Genomic DNA, 21,078 nt, shown 5'->3' with positions numbered 1-21,078 from the left:
GCGGGCTGCCCGCACGGGGCAGCCGGCTGATCCGAGCGGCCTGTCTCAGCCCGCGCGGAGGAACGCCGTGCGCGCGACCTGCCCGGCGAGCGTGAGCCGGGTGCCGTTCGCGAGGTGCTTCGCCAGGGCCTCGGCCACACCCGGGCGGGCGTCGTCGCCGTGGCCGTCGAGGACGACGACCGCGCCCTCGGCGGAGAGCTCCTCGGCCCACTCCAGGTCGGCGAGGACTCCTTGCACGGAGGGGTCACCGGCGATGACGACCACCCCGTAGCGGCGGTCGGAGACGGCGCCGCGGACGTCCGGGTCGCCGGAGGCGCCCTGCCGGATGCGCGCCTGGGCGCCCGAGCGGCTGCCGCACAGCGCCAGGTTGGCGCGTACGACGTCCTCGCGCACCAACGGGTCGACGCCCGTCAGCGGGTCGGCACCCGTGAGCGGGTCGACGATCGTCAGCCGCGGCTCGGCGCCCGCGCGGTGGAGCATGCGCAGCAGCGCGGTCGCGAACAGCCCGTGCCGGGTGCCGATCTCCAGCACGTCCTCGTTCGGCGGCGGCATGAGCGGAACGGTCGCCAACTTGCCGCACACATCGGAGGTGGAGCCCGCGATCCGGCCCACGCCCAGCGCCTCCAGCGCCACCACCGTGCGGTACGCGATCGTCAGGTCGCGCCGGGCGTGATCGTCGGTCGCCCCCGTCACCGTGCTCACTTCGCGCACCAGCATGTCCAGCTGCGTGGACGTGGGCATCCGGTGTGCGTCCCGCCCGGCGTGGTCGAGCAGCAGCCCGAGTCCGTAGCTCTGACGTCGCAGGTCGGCCACCTCGTGGTGGAGGGCGTCGACATCGGCCTGGAGGGCGTTGGTGGCACGCTCCAGGCGCTGCTCGACCAGCGTGAACGCGGGACGCAGGACCCGCTTGGTCAGCCGGTTGCTCAGGAGGGAGGGCATGGCCGGGAGCGTACGCCGCGCTTCGTGCTCAGGGGGCCACCAGCGGGTGCTGTGCGGGTGAAGTCTTGGTAGCCGTACGCTGACGCTCACATGCTCGAACCGTCCCCCGTGCCCGTCGGCGTGCCGCGGGCAGGACACCCACCAGCACCAGCACGAGCAGTGCAGCCCCGCCGACCGCCGTGCCCGCGCGCAGCCCCGGCGGCCGGAACGAGCAGTCGACGACCGTGGTCCTCCCGTCGAGCGGCACGGCGACCAGCCCCAGGTGCCTGCCGGCCGGTGATCCGTTGCAGCTCCAGCCCGCGATGCGCGGGGCGGCGAGCACGGCCGTACCGGTGGAGCCCGGGGGCAGCTCGGCCCGTACGCCGTTGTCGCGGACGTCCACGGAGACCGCGGCCGTGGACCGGAGCCTGGCGACCGCCGCGGCGAGCTTGCCGCGGTCGAGGCAGCCCGCGCTCCAGGCGGAGGGAGCCCTGCCGGTGAACGTGATCCTCGAGGCGGGCCCGTCCGACGTGCCGAGCAGGGTCATCGGCGCACGCCGCTTGGGCGGCCGGCCGATCAGTCTCACAGGCTCGCCGTCGCCGAGGCGGGCCGTCCCCGCATGGTCGGGCGCCCAGAGGAAGACATCGGTGCCAGCGGGGCAGACACCGTCCACGGGTTCGCCGTACACCCGGGAGCCGAGCAGCAGCTCCTGGTTGCGGAAGGGCGAGTCGCCGAAGCGGAGTTCGGGTCCCCGTGGACGTACGGTCACGAGCGGCAGTACCTCGGCCGTGCGCACCACCCGGGGAGCCGCTCCCGTTGCCGCCGAGCGGACCCGTGCGCCCACGGAGAAGATCGCGTCCGTGACCGGGTTGTCCAGGCTCTGCACATTGCGGCCCCGTGAGGTCCACCCGGCGCCCAGGGCCGACATGGTGCGGGTGAGCACGTCGGGCGTGTGGCTGCTGTAGTAGCCGCCGCCCTCGCCGCCCACCAGCATCGGGTCGTTGCCGGTGAACTGCTCGTGCCCCGGGTCGGTCCGGTAGCGGGGCCAGCCGTCGGCCTCCGCGACAGCGGCGGCCCGGGCGCGGTGGTCCGCGCCCCAGGCCGGATAGTCGTCGAGCCGCGCGAGCCGCCGGCGGTCCGTGTACGCGGTGGTCGCGGCCGCCTGCGCGACCAGGGCGCCGGACAGCAGCACAGCGGCCACGACGACGTACCGTTGCCGCTGCCGCGGGGAGCGCCTCGCCAGCACCAGCCCGCCGCCCGCCGCGGCGAGACCGGCCAGGAACAGCGGGAACGACCACCCGGTGACGAGGTCGCTGGTCGCCGCGCCCAGCGCGATCACCGCCAGGACTCCCGTGCCGGCGAGCAGCGCCCGCCCTCCCGGCCACGCGTGTGCGACGCACATCCAGGCCGCGATCACCAGGATTCCGGCGAGCACGAACGTCTGCCGGTACGGGCTGCCGTTGGGTGTGGCGAAGACATGCCAGGCCAGATGGGTCGGCTCCCACTGGAACGACACGGCGACCAGCACCGTGAGCGCCGTCCACCACCGGCGCTCACGCCGCGGCACGCCCCGGTGGAAGAGCAGCGCACACGCGAGCAGCAGTGCGCCCGTGCCGAGGAACAGGGCCGGGGTGGCGAAGCTGTACGTCGCCGGAAGCGTACGGGCGAGCACGTCAGCCCACCCCGCGGGCCGGAACTCCGAGGTCATGCCCGGGTAGGCGTGCTTCGAGCCGAGGAAGACGGGCAGCAGTACGGGCGCGGCGAGCGCGATCCCGAGCAGTGCGGTCGCGGCGGCCCTGACCAGCACCCGGAACCGGTCCCGCACCCCCGTCTCCTCGTCCAGGAGCAGCCGGAGGACCACCACCAGTGCGGCGCCGAGCGTCGCCATGTACGCGGTGTAGAAGTTCGCGGTCCACGCCACCGCGACGACGACCGGGCCGAGGACGGGCCGCCGCCCGCGCCGGACCCACTCGCCGACCAGGCAGAGCAGCGGGAAGGCGATCAGCCCGTCGAGCCACATCGTGTTGTACGTCGCCTCGATGACGGACCAGCCGCAGAGCGCGTACGAGGCTGCGAGCACCGCGGCCATCCACCGGAGGCCCGCGCCGCGGTGCAGGGTCAGCAGCAACCAGGCCATGGCGGCCCCGGCCGCCGCCATCTTCAGCACGGTGATCACGTACACCGCGAGGTCGATGTCCTCGCGAGGGAAGAGCCCGACGAGCACGGACAGAGGGCTGGTCAGATAGGTCCCGAGGTCGGGAAGGAAACTGGTGCCGTACCCGGACTGCCAGTTGAGCAGCACCCCGCCGCGGGCCCGGCCGTGCAGCAGGTCCCACAGATGGGCATGGAACGGGACGAACTGATTCCCCAGGTCGTTGACGCTGCGGGTCCTCGGGCCTAAGGGGAAGCTGCGGGCGACGGCGTCACCCACGCACACGGCCACCGCCGTGAGGAGCGCGGCCACGGCGGACGTGCTCACGGAGGCTGCCCGACGAGCGGATGCCCGCCCGGGGTTTGCGTTCGCGCGGCGGCGGGCAACGGTGATCCGCGCGAGGTCCAAGGTCGCCATGATTCTTCGTATATGCCAGGACGGGGCGTGAATTCGGTCCGTGCGGGGCCAGTTCACGTAATGGTCGTCTGTCCGCCATGTGCGGAATCCGCAACGGACATATGACGTCGCCTAAGGTCTTTCCGTGCTGATCTCGATTGTGGTCCCCTGTTTCAACGAAGAGGAGATCATCAACCGCTTCCATGAACACGTGACCAAAGAACTCGCGTCCCTCGACCATGAATTCGAACTGGTCTATGTGGACGACGGAAGTCGCGACCGAACGCTCGCTCTCCTCGAGGAGATCGCCTCGGCCGACTCCCGTACCCGCTACGTCTCCTTCAGCCGGAACTTCGGCAAGGAGGCCGCGATGCTGGCCGGACTCCAGCACGCCTGCGGCGACGCGGTGGTCATCATGGACGCCGATCTCCAGCACCCGCCCGAGCTGGTGCACCGCATGCTCCGCCTCCACGAGGAGGGATTCGACCAGGTCATCGCCCGCCGCACGCGCAAGGGCGACCGGGTCACCCGCACCGTCACGGCGCGCGCCTACTACTGGCTGATCAACCGGCTCGTGGACGTGGAACTCGTCGACGGTGTCGGTGACTTCCGGCTGCTTTCGCGCCGCACGGTCGACGCGATCCTCGGACTCAGCGAGTACAACCGGTTCTCCAAGGGTCTCTTCGCCTGGGTGGGATTCAGCACCACGACCTTCGAGTACGAGAATGCGGTGCGTGAGCAGGGCCGCTCCAAGTGGAGCTTCGGCAAGCTGCTCAATTACGGCCTCGACGGGCTGCTCTCCTTCAACAACAAGCCCCTGCGGGCGGCCGTCTACCTCGGCCTTCTGCTGCTCTCGGTCGCGATGGCGTACGCGACCTGGATCGTCGGCGCCGCGCTGGTCAACGGCGTGGACTCACCCGGCTATGTCACCCTTCTGGTGACGGTGGTCGCGCTCGCCGGCGTCCAGATGGTGATGCTGGGCGTGGTCGGTGAGTACGTCGGCCGTATCTACTACGAGGTGAAGCGCCGCCCGCACTATCTGGTGGCGGCGACCAACGCCGGCCTGCCGAGGCAGCAGCGGAGCAGGGCCGGCCAGGGAGAAGAGCAGGGGGAGCTCGTCCGGCGATGAGGGTTCGGTGGCAGATGTTCCGCTTCGCCCTGGTAGGCGTCGTCAACACGGGTACGTACTACGGCTGTTACCTGCTCCTGCTGACCTGGCTGCCGTACATCGCCGCACACACCCTCGCGTTCGCGCTCAGCATGACGGGCTCGTTCTTCCTGAACTCGTACTTCACCTATCGCACCCGCCCGACGTGGCGGAAGTTCCTCCTCTTCCCGCTCACCAACGCGGCCAATTTCGTGATCACCACCGGTGGCGTCTACCTGCTGGTCGACATCGGCGGCTACAGCGATCGCTGGTCGCCGCTCGTCGCGGCCGCGGCGGCGATCCCGATCACGTTCGCGGTCTCCCGCATGATCATGCTCCGGCCGGAGCCGGCCCGCGGTCCGGGCCCGGAGCGTGCGCCGGTCGGCTGACCCGCGCACCCCTCAGGGGCGCATGCGGCGATCAGGCGTGTCGGGCCCGCCTGTGTCCACGGGCCGTCGCGGACTGCCAGGTCCGGACCGTGACGCACACCCCCACGCCCTCCCGGATCGCCGGCCGAATCAGTGGCACGAAGTAGTGGCCTGCGCCACGCCGACTGCCTACCATCGATCACCGCAGGTCTTTGTGATCCCGCCCGTCGCCCGACCATCACCCCTCAACGAGGCGCTGCGCGCCGCACCTACTGTTCGCACAAACCACCGCACGCCGGGAGGCCCCCTTGCACCGCCGCCGTCGCACTGCGCTCGCCCTGTCCGCCGCGCTCGTCGCAGCGGCCCCCCTGCTGGCCGCCTGCGGCAGCGAGGCGCGGCCAGGCGCCGCGGCCGTGGTCGGCGGGGAGCGGATCGAGGTGGCCGCGCTCCAGTCGCAGGTGAAGGACGTACGGGCGGCCCAGGAGGAATCCCCGGACGCCGCGCAGATGATCAAGAACACCGGGCAGCTGACCCGGGCCAAGCTGCACGCCCTGATCCTGGACCGGGTTCTGGAGACGGCCGCGGACAACGCCGGGGTCACCGTCTCGCGCAAGGAGCTCCAGGACGCGCGCGCCGCGGCCGTCCAGCAGTCCGGGGGCGAGGACCAGCTCGAGGCGATGCTGCTTCAGCAGCGCGGGGTCGCGCCCGGGCAGATCGACGAGGCCGTCCGCGAGGAGGTCCTGCTGACGAAGCTGGCCCAGGCGCTCGGCGCCGACCTGGGCACTCCGCAGGGCCAGCAGAAGGTCGGCGAGGCGCTCACCGCCGCGTCGAAGGCCCTGGACATCGAGGTGAGCCCGCGCTACGGCGCCTGGGACGACGCGAAGATCCAGCTCGGCGAGTACAAGGCCCCGTGGATCACCCAGATCACCAAGGAGCCGGAAGCCGTCCAGGCCGGGGCCTAGCGAGCCGGACTGCGGGCGGCTCCTGATCCCCGTCCCGCTCCGGCCGCGCCCCGCGGCCACGGTGCCGGCAGGAGGAGACGCTCATGACCGCACCACGAGGGAAGCCGGAAGCCGTACCCGTCGTCGTCCGCCGCCGGCCCGATCCGGCCGATCACGTGGTCTGGGAGCCCTGCGAACGCTGGGTCCGCGGGACCAGGGACGGCGTCACCGTCGTCGACAGCCGCCGGCCGCTTCTGGTCTGGGAGCCGGGCCGCCCCGTGCCGCTGTACGCCTTCCCGGCCGAGGACGTGCGGACCGACCTGCTGCGCAGGACCGAACGGCCCGCCTCGGCCAGGCGGCACGCGGGAGCGACCGTCTTCTACGACCTCGTCGTCGGCGACCAGGTCGTCCGGGCCGCGGCCTGGACGTACCCCGGCGAGGAGCTGGCCGGTCACATCGGCTTCGAGTGGTTCGGGCGCGAGGTGCTGGACCACTGGTACGAAGAGGAGGAGGAGATCTTCGTACACCCCCGTGACCCGCACAAGCGGGTGGACGCCCTGCCCAGCACGCGCCATGTTCAGGTCGAGATCGAGGGCACGGTCGTCGCGGACACCCGACGACCGGTACTGCTCTTCGAGACGGGGCTGCCGGTCCGCTACTACTTCGCGCGCGAGGACGTCCGTCTCGATCTGTTCACCGCGACCGGCACGCACACCCGCTGCCCCTACAAGGGCGTGGCGACCGAGTACTGGTCGTGGGCGGGCGGCGGTGATGTACGGCCCGACATCGCCTGGAGTTATCCCGATCCGCTGCCGGCCGTCCATGCCGTCAAGGGCCTGGTCGCCTTCTACAACGAGTTCGTCGACGTCATCGTCGACGGAGAACGCCAGGAACGGCCGGTCACCCTCTTCTCGAAGCCGGCCGCCCTCTCCTCGAAGAGGGGCCCGGACCGGCCTGGGAGCGGAGCGACGTAAGGTCGAGACGTGAACGCTGAAGCCCCCGTCGAGCCCGGCCGTATCGTCCTGATCACCGCCAGCCACCGCGTCGCGCCCGGACTGCTGTCCTGGCCCGCGTGGCAGACGCTGCACGCAGCCGACCGGGTGCTGTGTGCGGACGGCGGCCATCCGCAGCTGCCGTATCTGAGGGAGGCGGGGGTCGGCGTGGAGATCGCCGCGCCCTCCGCCCAGGAGCTCGTCGACGCGTGCGCGGGAGGCCGGACCGTCGTGGTTGTCGCGGCCGGTGAGGGCGATCAGGCCCTCACCGACGGCCTCTCCCGCATGGCGGGCTCCGGCCGGGTCCAGATGCCCGACCTGGAGCTGCTGCCCGGCTCGTACGACCTGCCCGGCGCTCGTCTGCTCGATCTCGTCCAGGTCATGGACCGGATCCGCCGTGAGTGCCCATGGTCCTCGCAGCAGACCCACAAGGGCCTGGCGAAGTACGGCATCGAGGAGGCGTACGAACTCGTCGAGGCCATCGAGGACGGCGACCGCGACGAGCTGCGGGAGGAGCTCGGCGACGTGCTGCTGCAGGTCGTCTTCCACGCGCGCATCGCGCAGGAGGATGCGGACGAGCCGTTCTCGATCGACGACGTGGCCGGGACGATCGTCGACAAGCTCATCCACCGCCACCCGCACGTATTCGGCGACGCGGACGCCGAGAGCCCCGAGGACGTCAAGGCCCACTGGCTGCGCACGAAGGCTGTCGAGAAGCAGCGCGAGTCGGTGACCGACGGCGTCCCGCTCGGCCAGCCCGGCCTCGCCCTGTCCGCGAAGCTGGCGAGCCGCGTCCGGACGGCCGGGCTCGATGTGGAGCTGCCGACCGGCGACGGCGACCGCGGCGACCGCGGCATCGGGTACGAGCTGCTCGCCATGGCCGTTCGGGCCGAGGCCGACGGGCACGACCCGGAGGCCGCGCTGCGGGCTGCGGCACGTGCGTACCGCGACGCGATCCGGGCCGCCGAGGACCGGGCTAACGTCGAGGGGTGAACGACGCCGCACCCGAACCTCCCGAACTCTTCACCTGGGAGTTCGCCACCGATCCCTACCCCGCCTACGCCTGGCTGCGCGAGCACGCGCCCGTGCACAGGACCCGGCTGCCCAGCGGGGTCGAGGCCTGGCTGGTGACCCGGTACGGCGATGCCCGGCAGGCGCTCGCGGACCAGCGGCTCAGCAAGAATCCCGCGCATCACGACGAGCCGGCGCACGCGAAGGGCAAGACGGGCATCCCGGGCGAGCGCAAGGCGGAGCTGATGACGCATCTGCTGAACATCGACCCGCCCGACCACACCCGGCTCCGCCGGCTGGTGTCGAAGGCCTTCACGCCGCGCCGGGTCGCCGAATTCGCGCCGCGCGTACAGGAGCTGACGGGCCGGCTGATCGACACGATCGTCGCGAAACAGGACGGCGCGGCCCAGGGAGAGGCCGACCTCATCCACGAGTTCGCGTTCCCGCTGCCCATCTACGCGATCTGCGACATGCTCGGCGTCCCGCCGGAGGACCAGGACGACTTCCGGGACTGGGCGGGGATGATGATCCGGCACGGCGGCGGGCCGCGCGGCGGGGTCGCACGGTCGGTGAAGAAGATGCGCGGCTATCTGGCCGAGCTGATCCACCGGAAGCGGGAAGCGCCGGGCGACGACCTGATCTCCGGGCTCATCAAGGCCTCCGACCACGGCGAGCACCTCACCGAGAACGAGGCCGCCGCCATGGCCTTCATCCTGCTCTTCGCCGGCTTCGAGACCACGGTCAATCTCATCGGGAACGGTGTGTACGCGCTGCTGCGGCACCCGGAGCAGCGGGCGCGGCTCCAGGCGTCCCTCGCCGCCGGCGACTCCACGCTCCTCGAGACCGGCGTCGAGGAGCTCCTGCGCTTCGACGGTCCCGTGGAGCTGGCCACATGGCGGTTCGCCACCGAGCCGCTGACCCTGGGCGGGCAGGACATCGGCGTCGGCGACCCGGTCCTCGTCGTCCTCGCGGCGGCGGACCGCGACCCGGACCGGTTCCCGGGCCCTGACGTCCTCGACCTTGCGCGCCGGGACAACCAGCACCTCGGGTACGGGCACGGCATCCACTACTGCCTCGGTGCGCCGCTCGCCCGCCTGGAGGGGCAGACCGCGCTGGCGACGCTGCTGACCCGTCTGCCCGACTTGCAACTTGCGGTCGATCCGTCCGAATTGCGGTGGCGTGGGGGGCTCATCATGCGTGGATTGCGCACTCTGCCCGTTCGGTTCACTTCTCAAACGAGCTGACAGATCATCAACTCTGTGACTTTCACGTGATCTCCGCTGCATCGACTTGTGACTGACGTTCGAATGCGGCTACGTTCACCGTCAACGCGGGACTCCTCGGTCCCCTGGGGGCTCACGGGTCCCCTGCAGTCACACGGAAGGTCACGCGCATGCTCTCCGGGAACGGTCGACACCGCCGCCCCCGCCAGGCTCCCGCCCTCGTCGTCGCCGCAGGAGTGACCGGCTCGGCCATCGCCATCCCGCTGCTGGGCGCGGGCTCCGCCACCGCCGCCGACGCCACCACCTGGGACCGCGTCGCGGACTGCGAGAGCGGTGGCATGTGGAGCGCCGATCTCGGCAACGGCTACTACGGCGGACTGCAGCTCTCCCAGGACACGTGGGAGGAGTTCGGTGGCACGGCGTACGCGCCGCGCGCCGACCTCGCCAGCCGTTCGCAGCAGATCGCGGTCGCCGAGAAGGTGCTCGCCGCCCAGGGCCCGTCGGCATGGGCGAGCTGCGCCGTGATCACCGGCCTCGCGATCGACGGCGGCAAGGCAAAGGTCGACCCCGGGCTGACGCCCGGCGTGAACACCAAGGGCGACTCGACGGGCTCGGCGGACGAGGAGGTGGACCCTCCGTCGTTCGGCGACGGGGCCGACGCCTCGACCCCGCCCTCCGCCCCGGCCTCGTCTGCGCCCAGCCGGTCCGGGCAGTCCTCCGGGAAGCCCTCGGGCGGGGCGTCCACCGAGACGTCCGCCACCCCCGAGTCGACGGCGTCCACCCAGGACGTGACCGAGGGCGCCGAGAGCGGCTCCGGCAAGCACCGCGGTTCCGCCGCCGAGGAGCGCGAGGCGGGCAATTCGGGCAATGACCGGGAATCCGGTCGACATGCCTCACGGGATGACGCATCGGCACGAGACGGCGCTGCTGCGGCAGATGGGTACACCGTCCGCCCCGGCGACAACCTGTGGGCGATCGCGGACGCGAACGAGGTGCCCGGCGGCTGGCCCGCTCTGTACGAGGCGAACCAGGAGACCGTCGGCTCCGACCCGGACCTCATCCTCCCTGGCCAGAGTCTCGATCTGGGCCTGAAGGAGAAGCAGTTGAAGAAGTAGTTAGGGTGCTTATGTCCACTTCTGTGCAAGTGAGACATGAGTCTCTTCCGGTCAACTGGCGTGCTGTGGCTGCCAAGTCCGGTCATCCCGCTTCTCACCTGCGAAAACGGACATCTGTCCAGGGTGGGTAAGGGCGATTTCTCCCCGATGTTCGACTTTGAACATCGGGGAGAAGTGCGTTTACGGTCTGAACCGCTCGCCACCGCGGGCCCCGTCGACCGTCACGCCGAATCCTGCCGTCGGTCGAAGGGAACAGTCGTCGCGTCAAGCGCCGTAGGCAGGAGCGGGGGACCCAAGGTAGGTGCCGCGTCCGCCCCATGAGGGACGGTCACGGCTCGGGGTGAAGCCGCGCGCAATGGTCGCGCGTGGCCGGGCAACTCACTTGGCCCGAACCCGACAGCTCACCTCGTAGGCGTCGGTGAGGGGAAACTCCATGCTGCTTTCCGGCAAGGGCACGCACCGCCGCCCGTCCAAGGCGATCCGCCTCGTAACGCTCGCCGGTGTCACGGGTGCCGCGATAGCCGCGCCGCTCGTCGTGACCGGTACGGCGTCCGCCGCCACCGCCTCCGAGTGGGACGCGGTCGCCCAGTGCGAGTCCGGCGGCAACTGGTCCATCAACACGGGCAACGGCTACTACGGCGGTCTGCAGTTCTCGGCCTCCACCTGGGCCGCGTACGGCGGCACGGCGTATGCCGCCTCCGCCGACCAGGCCTCGAAGTCCCAGCAGATCGCGGTCGCCGAGAAGGTCCTCGCCGGCCAGGGCAAGGGCGCGTGGCCGCACTGCGGCGTGGGCCTGTCCAACGCCGCGTACACCGGTGGCGCCGCCGAGGCCGCCCCGAAGCCCGCCGCGCCCAAGTCCGAGACCCCCGCCCCGGCGCCGAAGCGCTCCGAGGCCCCGACCACGCGCTCCGCTCGCGCGGCCGCCCCGGTCAAGAAGGGCGACGGCGAGTACACGGTCAAGGCCGGCGACACACTCAGCGGGATCGCCGGGGCCGAGAACGTCAAGGGCGGCTGGAAGAAGCTGTTCGACCTGAACAAGGACGTCATCGACGACGCGGACGTCATTCACCCCGGCCAGAAGCTCCACCTGAGCTGACGACCCGGCTCCGGGACCGATCCCGGCTCCGGGGCTCCCCGACCCGGACTCCCGGGACGCCCGTAGTCCCCACGCTCCCGTACCCCGGTGGACCCGGTGGACCACCGGACGCACGCACCCCCGCCCCCAGCCACCCCGGCCCGGCGCACCTTCCCCCGTAGGTTCCCCGTAGCCCTGTGGGCAAGGGAGGTGCCGCCAGGCCGGGGTTTCTGTCTGTTTCATTCCCTTTTTCGTCCCACGGGGCGGGCAGCGGCCGGCCGCTGCCCCGGGGCCGGATAGGCTCATGTCGCAAGGCCGAAGCGACCCTGCACCACATGCGTCACATTTAGCGTCACATCCCAGAAGGAGATGCTCGTGCCGTCCATCGACGTCGTCGTAGCCCGGGAAATCCTGGACTCCCGAGGCAACCCCACGGTCGAGGTCGAGGTCGGCCTCGACGACGGCAGCACCGGTCGTGCTGCCGTGCCCTCCGGCGCCTCCACCGGTGCGTTCGAGGCCATTGAGCTCCGTGACGGAGACCAGAACCGCTACCAGGGCAAGGGCGTGGAGAAGGCCGTCCTCGCCGTCATCGAGCAGATCGGCCCCGAGCTCGTCGGGTACGACGCCACCGAGCAGCGCCTGATCGACCAGGCGATGTTCGACCTGGACGCCACCGACAACAAGGCGTCCCTCGGTGCCAACGCCATCCTCGGCGTCTCGCTGGCCGTCGCCCACGCCGCCTCCGAGGCCGCGGACCTCCCCCTCTTCCGCTACCTGGGCGGGCCGAACGCGCACCTCCTGCCGGTGCCGATGATGAACATCCTGAACGGCGGCTCGCACGCCGACTCCAACGTGGACATCCAGGAGTTCATGATCGCCCCGATCGGCGCGGAGTCCTTCTCCGAGGCGCTGCGCTGGGGCACCGAGGTCTACCACACCCTCAAGAAGGTCCTGAAGGAGCGCGGTCTCTCCACCGGTCTCGGTGACGAGGGCGGCTTCGCCCCGAACCTGAAATCGAACCGTGAGGCCCTCGACCTCATCCTCGAGGCCGTCAAGCAGGCCGGTTACGCGCCCGGCAAGGACATCGCCCTCGCGCTCGACGTCGCCGCCTCCGAGTTCTACAAGGACGGCAAGTACCTCTTCGAGGGCAAGGAGCGCTCCGCCGCCGAGATGACCGAGTACTACGAGGAGCTCGTCTCCGCGTACCCGCTCGTGTCGATCGAGGACCCGCTGTTCGAGGACGACTGGGCCGGCTGGAAGGTCATCACCGACAAGCTCGGCGCCAAGGTGCAGCTGGTCGGCGACGACCTGTTCGTCACCAACCCGGAGCGCCTCGCCCGCGGCATCGAGGACGGCGCCGCGAACGCGCTGCTGGTCAAGGTCAACCAGATCGGTTCGCTGACCGAGACCCTGGACGCCGTCGAGCTGGCCCAGCGCAACGGCTTCAAGTGCATGATGTCCCACCGCTCCGGCGAGACCGAGGACGTCACCATCGCCGACCTGGCCGTCGCCACCAACTGCGGCCAGATCAAGACCGGCGCCCCGGCCCGTTCCGAGCGCGTCGCCAAGTACAACCAGCTGCTGCGCATCGAGGAGATCCTCGACGACGCGGCGGTGTACGCGGGCCGCAGCGCCTTCCCGCGCTTCAAGGGCTGACACCCCTGCTTCCGTACGTCCCCGCACCCGGTCCCGTACCGTGTGCGGGGACGTACGTACGTAAAGGGGAGGCGCGCACATGGCCCGGGACCGGTTCTCCACCGCGACCCGACTGAGGCTGCTCGGCGAGCAGACCGCCGCCCGCGTCTACCGCTCGCAGAACCGCCGCCAGGCCCGCCGCTCCCGGCTCACCGGCCGGGCGGCCTTCCTCGCCCTGGTGGTCTGCTCGCTGATCGTCGCGCTCGCGTACCCGATACGGCAGTACGTGTCGCAGCGGAACGACATCGCCGAGCAGGAGCGGCTCGCCGCCGCCGCCCGCGCACGCGTGGAGCAGCTGCGCGACGAGAAGGCGCGGCTGCAGGACGACGCGTACATCATGCGTCTGGCGCGCGAGCATCTGCACATGGTCCTGCCGGGCGAGACGGGCTACACCATGATCGACCCGCGGGCCGGCCGGCAGCCCCGAGCCGAGGAGGGCGGCGCCGCCCGTCCCTGGTACTCGAACGTGTGGGACGGCGTCGACCACGCGGACGCGGGCCGCTAGCGAAGTCACGAAAACGAACGAAGAGACGTACGGACACATATATATGGACACGCCCCCTCCCACGACGGAGCACACCCCGCCCACCGAGGCGGACATCACCGCGTTCGAGGCCCAGCTGGGCCGGCCGCCGCGCGGTCTGCGGGCGATCGCCCACCGCTGCCCCTGCGGCAACCCCGACGTGGTCGAGACGGCCCCGCGGCTGGAGGACGGCACGCCGTTCCCGACGCTGTACTACCTGACCTGCCCGCGGGCGGCGTCCGCGATCGGCACCCTGGAGGCGAACGGGGTCATGAAGGAGATGACCGAGCGCCTTCGGACCGACCCCGAGCTGGCGGCGGCGTACCGGGCGGCGCACGAGGACTACATCGCGCGGCGCGACGCGATCGAGGAGCTGAAGGGCTTCCCGAGCGCGGGCGGCATGCCGGACCGCGTGAAGTGCCTCCACGTCCTGGTCGGCCACTCGCTGGCGGCGGGACCGGGCGTGAACCCCCTCGGCGACGAGGCGATCGCGATGCTCCCGGAGTGGTGGGCGAAGGGCCCTTGTGTCGCGCCGGACGCGGACGAAGCCTGAGAAGTCCCCCTCGCCCTTTCCCGTGGCGCTGCCCCAGACCCCCGGTACCGTCCGGTGGGCCCGTGTGCCTGTCCTCAATCGCCGGACGGGCTCGGAATCCCAAGGAGCCCCCATGACCCGCGTCGCCGCCGTCGACTGCGGCACCAACTCCATCCGCCTGCTCGTCGCCGACGCCGACCCTGCCACCGGCGAACTGGCCGAGCTCGACCGCCGGATGACCATCGTCCGTCTCGGCCAGGGCGTCGACCGCACCGGCCGCCTCGCGCCCGAGGCGCTGGAGCGCACCTTCGCCGCCTGTCGCGAGTACGCCGAGGCGATCAAGGGGTACGGCGCCGAGAGGGTCCGCTTCGTCGCCACCTCCGCCTCGCGCGACGCCGAGAACAGGGACGAATTCGTCCGGGGCGTCCTCGACATCCTGGGCGTCGAGCCCGAGGTGATCAGCGGCGACCAGGAGGCCGAGTTCTCCTTCACCGGCGCCACCCAGGAGCTGCCCGGCCACGAGGAGCGACTGGTCGTGGACATCGGCGGCGGCTCGACGGAGTTCGTCGTCGGCCACGACCACGTGGAGGCCGCCCGCTCCGTGGACATCGGCTGCGTACGGCTGACCGAGCGGCACTTCCGCAGCGATCCGCCGACCGCCGCCGAGGTCGCCGCCGTGCGCGCCGACATCGCCGCCGCGCTCGACCTCGCGGGAGAGACCGTGCCGATCCGCGAGGCGCAGACGCTCGTCGGCCTGGCCGGCTCGGTGACGACCGTCGCCGCGATCGCGCTGGGCCTGGAGCAGTACGACTCCACTGCCATCCACCACTCCCGGATCTCCCGCGAGCAGGTGGCCGAGGTGACCCGCCGACTCCTCTCCTCCACGCACGACGAGCGTGCCGCGATCCCCGTGATCCACCCCGGCCGGGTGGACGTGATCGGCGCCGGGGCGCTGGTCCTGCTGGAGATCATGGAGCGCATCGGCATCGCCGAGGTCGTGGTGAGCGAACACGACATTCTGGACGGAATCGCCTGGTCGATCGCCTAGCACCGCCGCCTCGGCAGCCCGCCGCGAAAAACTTCGTGAAGTTCTTCACAAGGAAAAGGGCCCGGTCGGCCGTCGAAAGTGTCCCTCGGCGGCCCTCCGGGCCTCTTTTTGTGCCCAACTCCGCCTGTGGGCCCACGGTCCGGCATGTGCCGGACGTGTTACGTACACATGAAGCGGGGTGGTGGTTCACCTTCCGCGCATGGGATGGGGCCAGCTCAGGCGGCCTGGACAACGGTCTCCGCCACAGCGTGGTTCCCCTGCCCTGCCATGACCTCGGTCACGTGGGCGGCGGAGTGTAGCAGAGAGCCCGAGAGTGCTTGTGAAGGGGCTCACGAGCGACCCCCTCTGGTGGGGTGGATACTCGATGGCATGAGCACCACGGAGCGTCCCAGGATCCTCGTAGTAGGCGGTGGGTACGTAGGCCTGTACGCAGCTCGTCGCATTCTGAAGAAGATGCGGTACGGGGAGGCGACCGTCACGGTCGTCGACCCGCGGTCGTACATGACGTACCAGCCCTTCCTCCCCGAAGCCGCCGCCGGCAGCATCTCGCCGCGGCACGTCGTCGTCCCGCTGCGACGCGTGCTGCCCAAGGCAGAGGTACTCACCGGCCGGGTCACCACCATCGACCAGGACCGCAAGGTCGCCACGGTCGCGCCGCTCGTCGGCGAGGCCTACGAGCTGCCCTTCGACCACCTGGTGATCGCGCTCGGCGCGGTCTCCCGCACCTTCCCGATCCCCGGCCTCGCCGAGCAGGGCATCGGTATGAAGGGCATCGAGGAGGCCATCGGCCTGCGCAACCACGTCCTCGAGCAGCTCGACAAGGCCGACTCGACGACCGACGAGGAGGTCCGCCGGAAGGCGCTGACCTTCGTCTTCGTGGGCGGCGGCTTCGCCGGCGCGGAGACCATCGGTGAGGTCGAGGACCTGGCCCGCGATGCGGTCAAGTACTACAAGAGCATCAAGCGCGAGGACATGCGCTTCGTACTCGTCGACGCCGCGGACAAGATCCTTCCCGAGGTCGGCCCGAAGCTCGGCAAGTACGGCAAGGCGCACCTCGAGGGCCGGGGTGTCGAGATCTACCTCAACACCTCCATGGACTCCTGCGTCGACGGCCACGTGGTGCTCAAGAACGGCCTGGAGGTCGACTCCAACACCATCGTGTGGACCGCCGGCGTGAAGCCGAACCCGGCGCTGGCCCGTTACGGCCTGCCGCTCGGCCCGCGCGGCCACGTGGACACCCAGGCGACCCTCCAGGTCCAGGGCACCGACTACATCTGGGCCGCCGGCGACAACGCCCAGGTGCCGGACCTCGCGGCGCGCAAGGCCGGCGTCGAGAACGCCTGGTGCCCGCCGAACGCCCAGCACGCGCTGCGCCAGGCCAAGCTCCTCGGCGACAACGTCATCTCCGGGATGCGCGGCTTCCCGCAGAAGAACTACGAGCACGCGAACAAGGGTGCGGTCGCCGGTCTCGGCCTGCACAAGGGCGTCGCGATGATCGTCATGGGCAAGGTCAAGATCAAGGTCAAGGGCCGGCTCGCCTGGTACATGCACCGTGGCTACCACGGCATGGCCATGCCGACCTGGAACCGCAAGATCCGCGTCTTCGCCGACTGGACGCTCGCGATGTTCCTCAAGCGCGAGGTCGTCTCGCTCGGCGCGATGGAGTCGCCGCGCGAGGAGTTCTACGAGGCCGCCAAGCCGGCCCCGGCGGTGGCCACGTCCGCGCCGGAGAAGGCCAAGGCCTCCTGACCCGGCCGGCACGGCCGTAGCACTCCGCAGTACTCGAAGTCCCCGAAGGGGCCGTCCGCCATCCGTGGTGCGGGCGGCCCCTTCGGCGTTCCCGTTCGCCGAGAAACATGGTTAAGACATCTATTTTGCCGTCCATTTGCGTGCTCAGGGGACTGCATCGAAACGCCGACGGTGTTTACGTGGTGTTGGGCATTTCCGGAAACCGTCATCACGGAGGTGTGCGCCATGGCCGATGCCGCATCGCGGCTCACCACTCTCGCCGAGACCCTGCTGGGGGCGCCGCCCCCGGTCCGTATCCGCGCCTGGGACGGGAGCGAAGCAGGACCTGCCGACGCTCCCGTCCTCGTCGTCCGCCACCGGCGCGCCCTGCGCCGGATGATCTGGAAGCCCGGTGAACTCGGTCTCGCCCGCAGCTGGGTGGCCGGGGAGATCGATGTCGACGGGGATCTGTACGAGGTCCTCGACCGGATCGCCGGGCTGCTCTGGGACCGTGGCCCCGACGAGGGCCCCGGCTTCCATCCGGTACGCGATCCACGGCTGCGTGCCGCGGCGAAGGAGCTGCTCGAGCTGGCCGGGCCCCGGGTCTGGCTGCCGCTGCCTCCGCCTGCCGAGGAGGTCCGCAGGCGTCAGGGCCCCCTGCACACCAGGGGCCGCGACCGGCAGGCGATCAGTCACCACTACGACGTGGGCAACGACTTCTACGAGCTGGTGCTCGGCCCGTCCATGGTCTACTCGTGCGCCTACTGGGGCGACGGGGACGACCAGGACGGCGGGACACTGGAGGACGCCCAGCGCGACAAGCTCGACCTCATCTGCCGCAAGCTCGCGCTGAAGGAGGGCGACCGGCTGCTGGACGTGGGCTGCGGCTGGGGCTCGATGGCGATCCACGCGGCCAAGGAGTACGGCGCCCAGGTCACCGGCATCACGCTGTCGCGCGAGCAGGCCGCGTACGCCCGTAAGCGCGTCGCCGAGGAGGGCCTGACCGACTGTGTCGAGCTCCGCGTCCAGGACTACCGGGACGTCAAGGACGGGCCGTACGACGCGATCTCGTCCATCGGTATGGCCGAGCACGTCGGCTCCGAGCGCTACCGGGAGTACGCCGACGTCCTGTACGGGCTCCTGAGGCCCGGCGGCCGGCTGCTGAACCATCAGATCGCCCGCCGCCCCGCGCCGGACGAAGAGGCCTACCGCGTGGACGACTTCATCGACGCATACGTCTTCCCGGACGGGGAGCTGGCGCCGCTCGGCAGGACCCTGTCGATCCTGGAGGAGGCCGGTTTCGAGGCCCGGGACGTCGAGTCGATCCGCGAGCACTACGCCCGCACGCTGCGGGCGTGGGTGACCAATCTGGAGTCCGGCTGGCAGCGGGCGCTGCGCCAGGTCTCGCCGGGGCGGGCGCGGGTCTGGCGGCTGTACATGGCCGCGTCCGCCGTGTCCTTCGAGCGGAACAGGATCGGGGTCAACCAGATCCTGGCGGTGAAGACACCCGAGGGAGGCGTATCAGGGATGCCTCTGCGGGCGCGCAGCTGGAGTGAGCCCGAGCGCCGCTGATCCGGAAGCGAGGCGGAAGGGCCGGGCTTTCCCGTCACGGGGGAGCCCGGCCCTTCCACGTCGGACCGCGGCTACTCGGTCTTGATCGCGTTCAGCATGTTCAGCCTCGCGGCGCTGCGCGCCGGCCACATCGCGGCGAGTACGCCCACCAGCGCGGCCACCACCAGGAAGAGGGCGATCCGGTCCCAGGGCAGGACCAGCGCATAGCCCGGGATGCTCGACCTGAAGGTCTCGCCGATCGCCCAGCCGAGGAACGAGCCGAGGCCGACGCCGACCACCGCTCCGAAGACCGAGATGACCACGGCCTCCAGGCGGACCATCCGCTTCACCCGGCGCCGGTCGAGACCGATCGCGCGCAGCATGCCGATCTCGTGCTGACGTTCGAAGACCGACATCGCGAGGGTGTTGACCACACCGAGGACCGCGATGATCAGGGCCATCGCGAGCAGGCCGTACATGATGTTCAGCGCGATGTTGATGAAGCCGCCGAACTGGTCGCGGATGTCCTGCCGGTCCATCACCGTGATGGCCGGGTTGTCGCCGAGGGCGTCGATCAGCGCCTTCTCGTTCGCCGGGGTCTGACCGCCGTCCGTCTTGACGTAGATCTGCGGGATGTACGGCTTCACCTGGTGGGGGTTCACCACCTTCGTGTCGACGAGGACGGGCGAGAGGAACTCACTGTCCTTGAAGACCGCGCCGACCGTCAGGGTGCCCTTTTTGTCGTCGTTGAAGGTGACGGGGACGCTGTCGCCGACCTTCCAGCCCTTGCCCTTCGCCGTCTTCTCGGCGACCGCGATCCGCCCCTCGGCCAGCGAGCCGAGGCTGCCGCTGACGGTCTCGACGTTCAGGACCTGCTCGATGGCGCCCGGCGTGACCGCCGACGCCGACACGAAGTCGTCCTCCCCGAGCTCGAAGTAGGCGGCCTGCTGCGGCGAGACCGCCGTGACGCCCTCGGCCTTCGCCAGTGCCGTCAGTGCGGACTGGTCGAGGGCCCCGCCGTTCGCCATCGAGACCATGTAGTCGGCCTTGATGTTGTCCGTGGTCATCTTGTCGACGGCCCTGCCGACCGTGACGCCGAGCACCGACAGACCGGTGACCAGGGTCAGCCCGATCGCCAGGGCGGATGCGGTGGCGCCGGTGCGGCGCGGATTGCGGACCGCGTTCTGGCCGGCCAGCTTGCCTGAGATCCCGAAGGGGCCGACGAGCAGCGGACGCACCAGCGCGATGACGGGCCGGGACAGCAGCGGGATCAGGATGATGACGCCGATCAGCGAGAAGAACGCGCCCGCCCCGATGAGGATCCGGCCGTCGTCGCCTGCGACGGACGCTCCCGCCACGATTCCGGCCGCGCCGAGCCCGGTGATGACCGCACCGATGGAGTTGCGCAGCACCAGCGACTTGGTGGTGGCCACCGCGTGGACGCTGTTCATCGCCGCCACCGGCGGGATCTTCGCGGCCCTGCGGCCCGGCAGCCAGGCGGCGAACATCGTGATCAGCACGCCCACGCCGAGCGCGGCGAGCACCGGGGTCGCCGACAGGACCAGCGGCCCGCCCGGCACCTTCATGTCGAAGGCGGCCATGCCCGAGCGCAGCCCGATCGCCAGACCGATGCCGAGGACGAAGCCGATCACCGAGGCGACCGCGCCGACCACCGCGGCCTCGATCAGCACGGAGCGGGTGATCTGCTTGCGGGACGCACCGACGGCGCGCATCAGGGCGAGCTCCCTGGTGCGCTGGGCGACCAGCATGGTGAAGGTGTTGGAGATCAGGAAGACGCCGACGAAGAGAGCGATGGCGGCGAAGCCGAGGAGCATCTGCTTCAGGGCGCCGAGGCCCTCCTCGATCTCCCGTGCCTGCTCGTCCGCGATCGCCTGGCCGGTCTTGGCCTCGGCGATGTCCGGCAGCAGCGGCTCGACCGCGTCGAGGATCTTCGCGTCGTCGGCGCCGGGGGCGGCGGTGAGGCTGATGTCCCGGTAGTAGCCGGGCTTGAGGTACTGCTTCTGGGCGACGGCGGTGTCGAAGAGCACCAGGCTGCCGCCGGCGTTCACGGCGCCGTCCTTGGTGGTGAAGATGCCGCTGAGGGTGAACTCTTGCACCGGCCCGTTGGTCGCGACCCGCACGCGGTCGCCGACCCGGTACTCGCCCTTGGCCGCGGAGGCATCGTCGAGGGCGATCTGATCGGCCTTCAGCGGGCCCGAGCCGTCGGTGAACGTGTAGGCGGGGTCCTTGCCGTCCTTGCCGGGCGCGAAGTTGGAGCCCTTGTTGGACCAGCCGACGCCGATGAGCTTGCCGTCGGGGTCGGCGACCCCGGCGAAGCCGTCGACGCGGCCGTACGCGGCGCCGACGCCGTCGAGCCTGCTCAGCCTGTCGAGGGTCTGCTGGGAGAGACCGGGTTCGGCCTTGGGGTCGTTCTCGTCGGCGTACGAGGTGACGGCGACGGCGACGTTGTCGTAGCTCTTCGCGGACTGGTTGCGGAACGCGTGGGAGAGGGTGTCGGTGAAGACCAGGGTGCCGGAGACGAACGCCACGCCGAGCATCACGGCGAGTACGGTCATCAGCAGCCTGGCCTTGTGCGCGAGCACGTTGCGCAGGGCGGTACGGAACATGGTGTCAGTGATTCCTGAGGTGGAAGTCGTGTGGGG

General features: G+C 70.7%; 17 protein-coding genes and 1 riboswitch. Of the genes, 14 read left to right on the top strand and 3 right to left on the bottom strand.

The features are described 5' to 3' along the window. Positions 1-45: 45 nt before the first annotated feature. Both ABT078_RS15805 and ABT078_RS15800 read right to left on the bottom strand, forming a co-directional pair. Positions 46-939 (bottom strand): class I SAM-dependent methyltransferase, encoded by an 894-nt coding sequence (locus ABT078_RS15805; RefSeq protein WP_351227911.1) that lies wholly within the window; start codon positions 937-939, stop codon positions 46-48. Positions 940-967: 28 nt separating this feature from the next. Beyond that, positions 968-3,397, bottom strand: coding sequence for a YfhO family protein (locus tag ABT078_RS15800; protein WP_351227909.1), 2,430 nt, complete (start codon positions 3,395-3,397; stop codon positions 968-970). Positions 3,398-3,611: 214 nt separating this feature from the next. Here ABT078_RS15800 and ABT078_RS15795 point away from each other — a divergent pair, with 214 nt between their 5' ends. The 14 genes from ABT078_RS15795 to ABT078_RS15730 all read left to right on the top strand — a co-directional run bounded on the left by ABT078_RS15795 (position 3,612) and on the right by ABT078_RS15730 (position 18,436). After that, positions 3,612-4,595: a glycosyltransferase family 2 protein gene (locus tag ABT078_RS15795; protein ID WP_351227907.1), complete on the top strand. Its 984-nt coding sequence runs from the start codon at positions 3,612-3,614 to the stop codon at positions 4,593-4,595. Continuing rightward, the gene (locus ABT078_RS15790; protein WP_351227905.1) at positions 4,592-5,002 is read left to right on the top strand and encodes a GtrA family protein; all 411 of its coding nucleotides are present in this window, start codon (positions 4,592-4,594) and stop codon (positions 5,000-5,002) included. Before ABT078_RS15795 ends, ABT078_RS15790 begins: the two co-directional genes overlap by 4 nt. Before the next feature lie 287 nt (positions 5,003-5,289). Further along, on the top strand, positions 5,290-5,943 hold the full coding sequence (locus ABT078_RS15785; protein WP_351227903.1) for a SurA N-terminal domain-containing protein: 654 nt from the start codon (positions 5,290-5,292) through the stop codon (positions 5,941-5,943). A gap of 83 nt (positions 5,944-6,026) precedes the next feature. After that, on the top strand, positions 6,027-6,896 hold the full coding sequence (locus tag ABT078_RS15780; protein ID WP_351227901.1) for a DUF427 domain-containing protein: 870 nt from the start codon (positions 6,027-6,029) through the stop codon (positions 6,894-6,896). 9 nt (positions 6,897-6,905) lie between these two features. Continuing rightward, positions 6,906-7,907 (top strand): nucleoside triphosphate pyrophosphohydrolase, encoded by a 1,002-nt coding sequence (locus tag ABT078_RS15775; protein ID WP_351227899.1) that lies wholly within the window; start codon positions 6,906-6,908, stop codon positions 7,905-7,907. Continuing rightward, a complete protein-coding gene (locus ABT078_RS15770; RefSeq protein ID WP_351227897.1) occupies positions 7,904-9,169 on the top strand; it encodes a cytochrome P450 family protein in 1,266 nt (421 codons plus the stop codon). Before ABT078_RS15775 ends, ABT078_RS15770 begins: the two co-directional genes overlap by 4 nt. Before the next feature lie 149 nt (positions 9,170-9,318). Further along, positions 9,319-10,263, top strand: a complete 945-nt coding sequence (locus ABT078_RS15765; protein ID WP_351227895.1) for a transglycosylase family protein — start codon at positions 9,319-9,321, stop codon at positions 10,261-10,263. Between the two features lie 259 nt (positions 10,264-10,522). After that, a riboswitch (cyclic di-AMP (ydaO/yuaA leader) is annotated at positions 10,523-10,693 on the top strand. Positions 10,694-10,696: 3 nt separating this feature from the next. Then, on the top strand, positions 10,697-11,359 hold the full coding sequence (locus ABT078_RS15760) for a transglycosylase family protein (protein ID WP_351227893.1): 663 nt from the start codon (positions 10,697-10,699) through the stop codon (positions 11,357-11,359). Positions 11,360-11,707: 348 nt separating this feature from the next. Continuing rightward, on the top strand, positions 11,708-12,994 hold the full coding sequence (eno, locus tag ABT078_RS15755; protein ID WP_351227891.1) for a phosphopyruvate hydratase: 1,287 nt from the start codon (positions 11,708-11,710) through the stop codon (positions 12,992-12,994). A gap of 79 nt (positions 12,995-13,073) precedes the next feature. Then, on the top strand, positions 13,074-13,538 hold the full coding sequence (locus ABT078_RS15750) for an FtsB family cell division protein (protein WP_351227889.1): 465 nt from the start codon (positions 13,074-13,076) through the stop codon (positions 13,536-13,538). Positions 13,539-13,581: 43 nt separating this feature from the next. Then, positions 13,582-14,109 carry a DUF501 domain-containing protein gene (locus ABT078_RS15745; protein ID WP_351227887.1) on the top strand — a complete coding sequence of 176 codons (528 nt, stop codon included), beginning with the start codon at positions 13,582-13,584 and terminating at the stop codon, positions 14,107-14,109. A 112-nt stretch (positions 14,110-14,221) separates the two neighbouring features. Beyond that, positions 14,222-15,136 (top strand): Ppx/GppA phosphatase family protein, encoded by a 915-nt coding sequence (locus ABT078_RS15740; RefSeq protein WP_351227885.1) that lies wholly within the window; start codon positions 14,222-14,224, stop codon positions 15,134-15,136. Positions 15,137-15,505: 369 nt separating this feature from the next. Continuing rightward, the gene (locus ABT078_RS15735; protein WP_351227883.1) at positions 15,506-16,885 is read left to right on the top strand and encodes an NAD(P)/FAD-dependent oxidoreductase; all 1,380 of its coding nucleotides are present in this window, start codon (positions 15,506-15,508) and stop codon (positions 16,883-16,885) included. A 225-nt stretch (positions 16,886-17,110) separates the two neighbouring features. After that, a complete protein-coding gene (locus ABT078_RS15730; RefSeq protein ID WP_351227881.1) occupies positions 17,111-18,436 on the top strand; it encodes a class I SAM-dependent methyltransferase in 1,326 nt (441 codons plus the stop codon). Between the two features lie 71 nt (positions 18,437-18,507). Here the strand turns inward: ABT078_RS15730 and ABT078_RS15725 are convergent, their stop codons facing one another. Then, entirely contained in the window at positions 18,508-21,042 is a 2,535-nt protein-coding gene (locus tag ABT078_RS15725; RefSeq protein WP_351227879.1) for an ABC transporter permease, read from the bottom strand. Positions 21,043-21,078 lie beyond the last annotated feature (36 nt).

This window comes from Streptomyces sp. NPDC002133, from assembly GCF_040296405.1.
In the GTDB taxonomy this organism is placed as follows: domain Bacteria; phylum Actinomycetota; class Actinomycetes; order Streptomycetales; family Streptomycetaceae; genus Streptomyces.
Note: the sequence above shows the minus strand (reverse complement) of the source record. Positions and strands in the feature narration are given on the sequence as shown.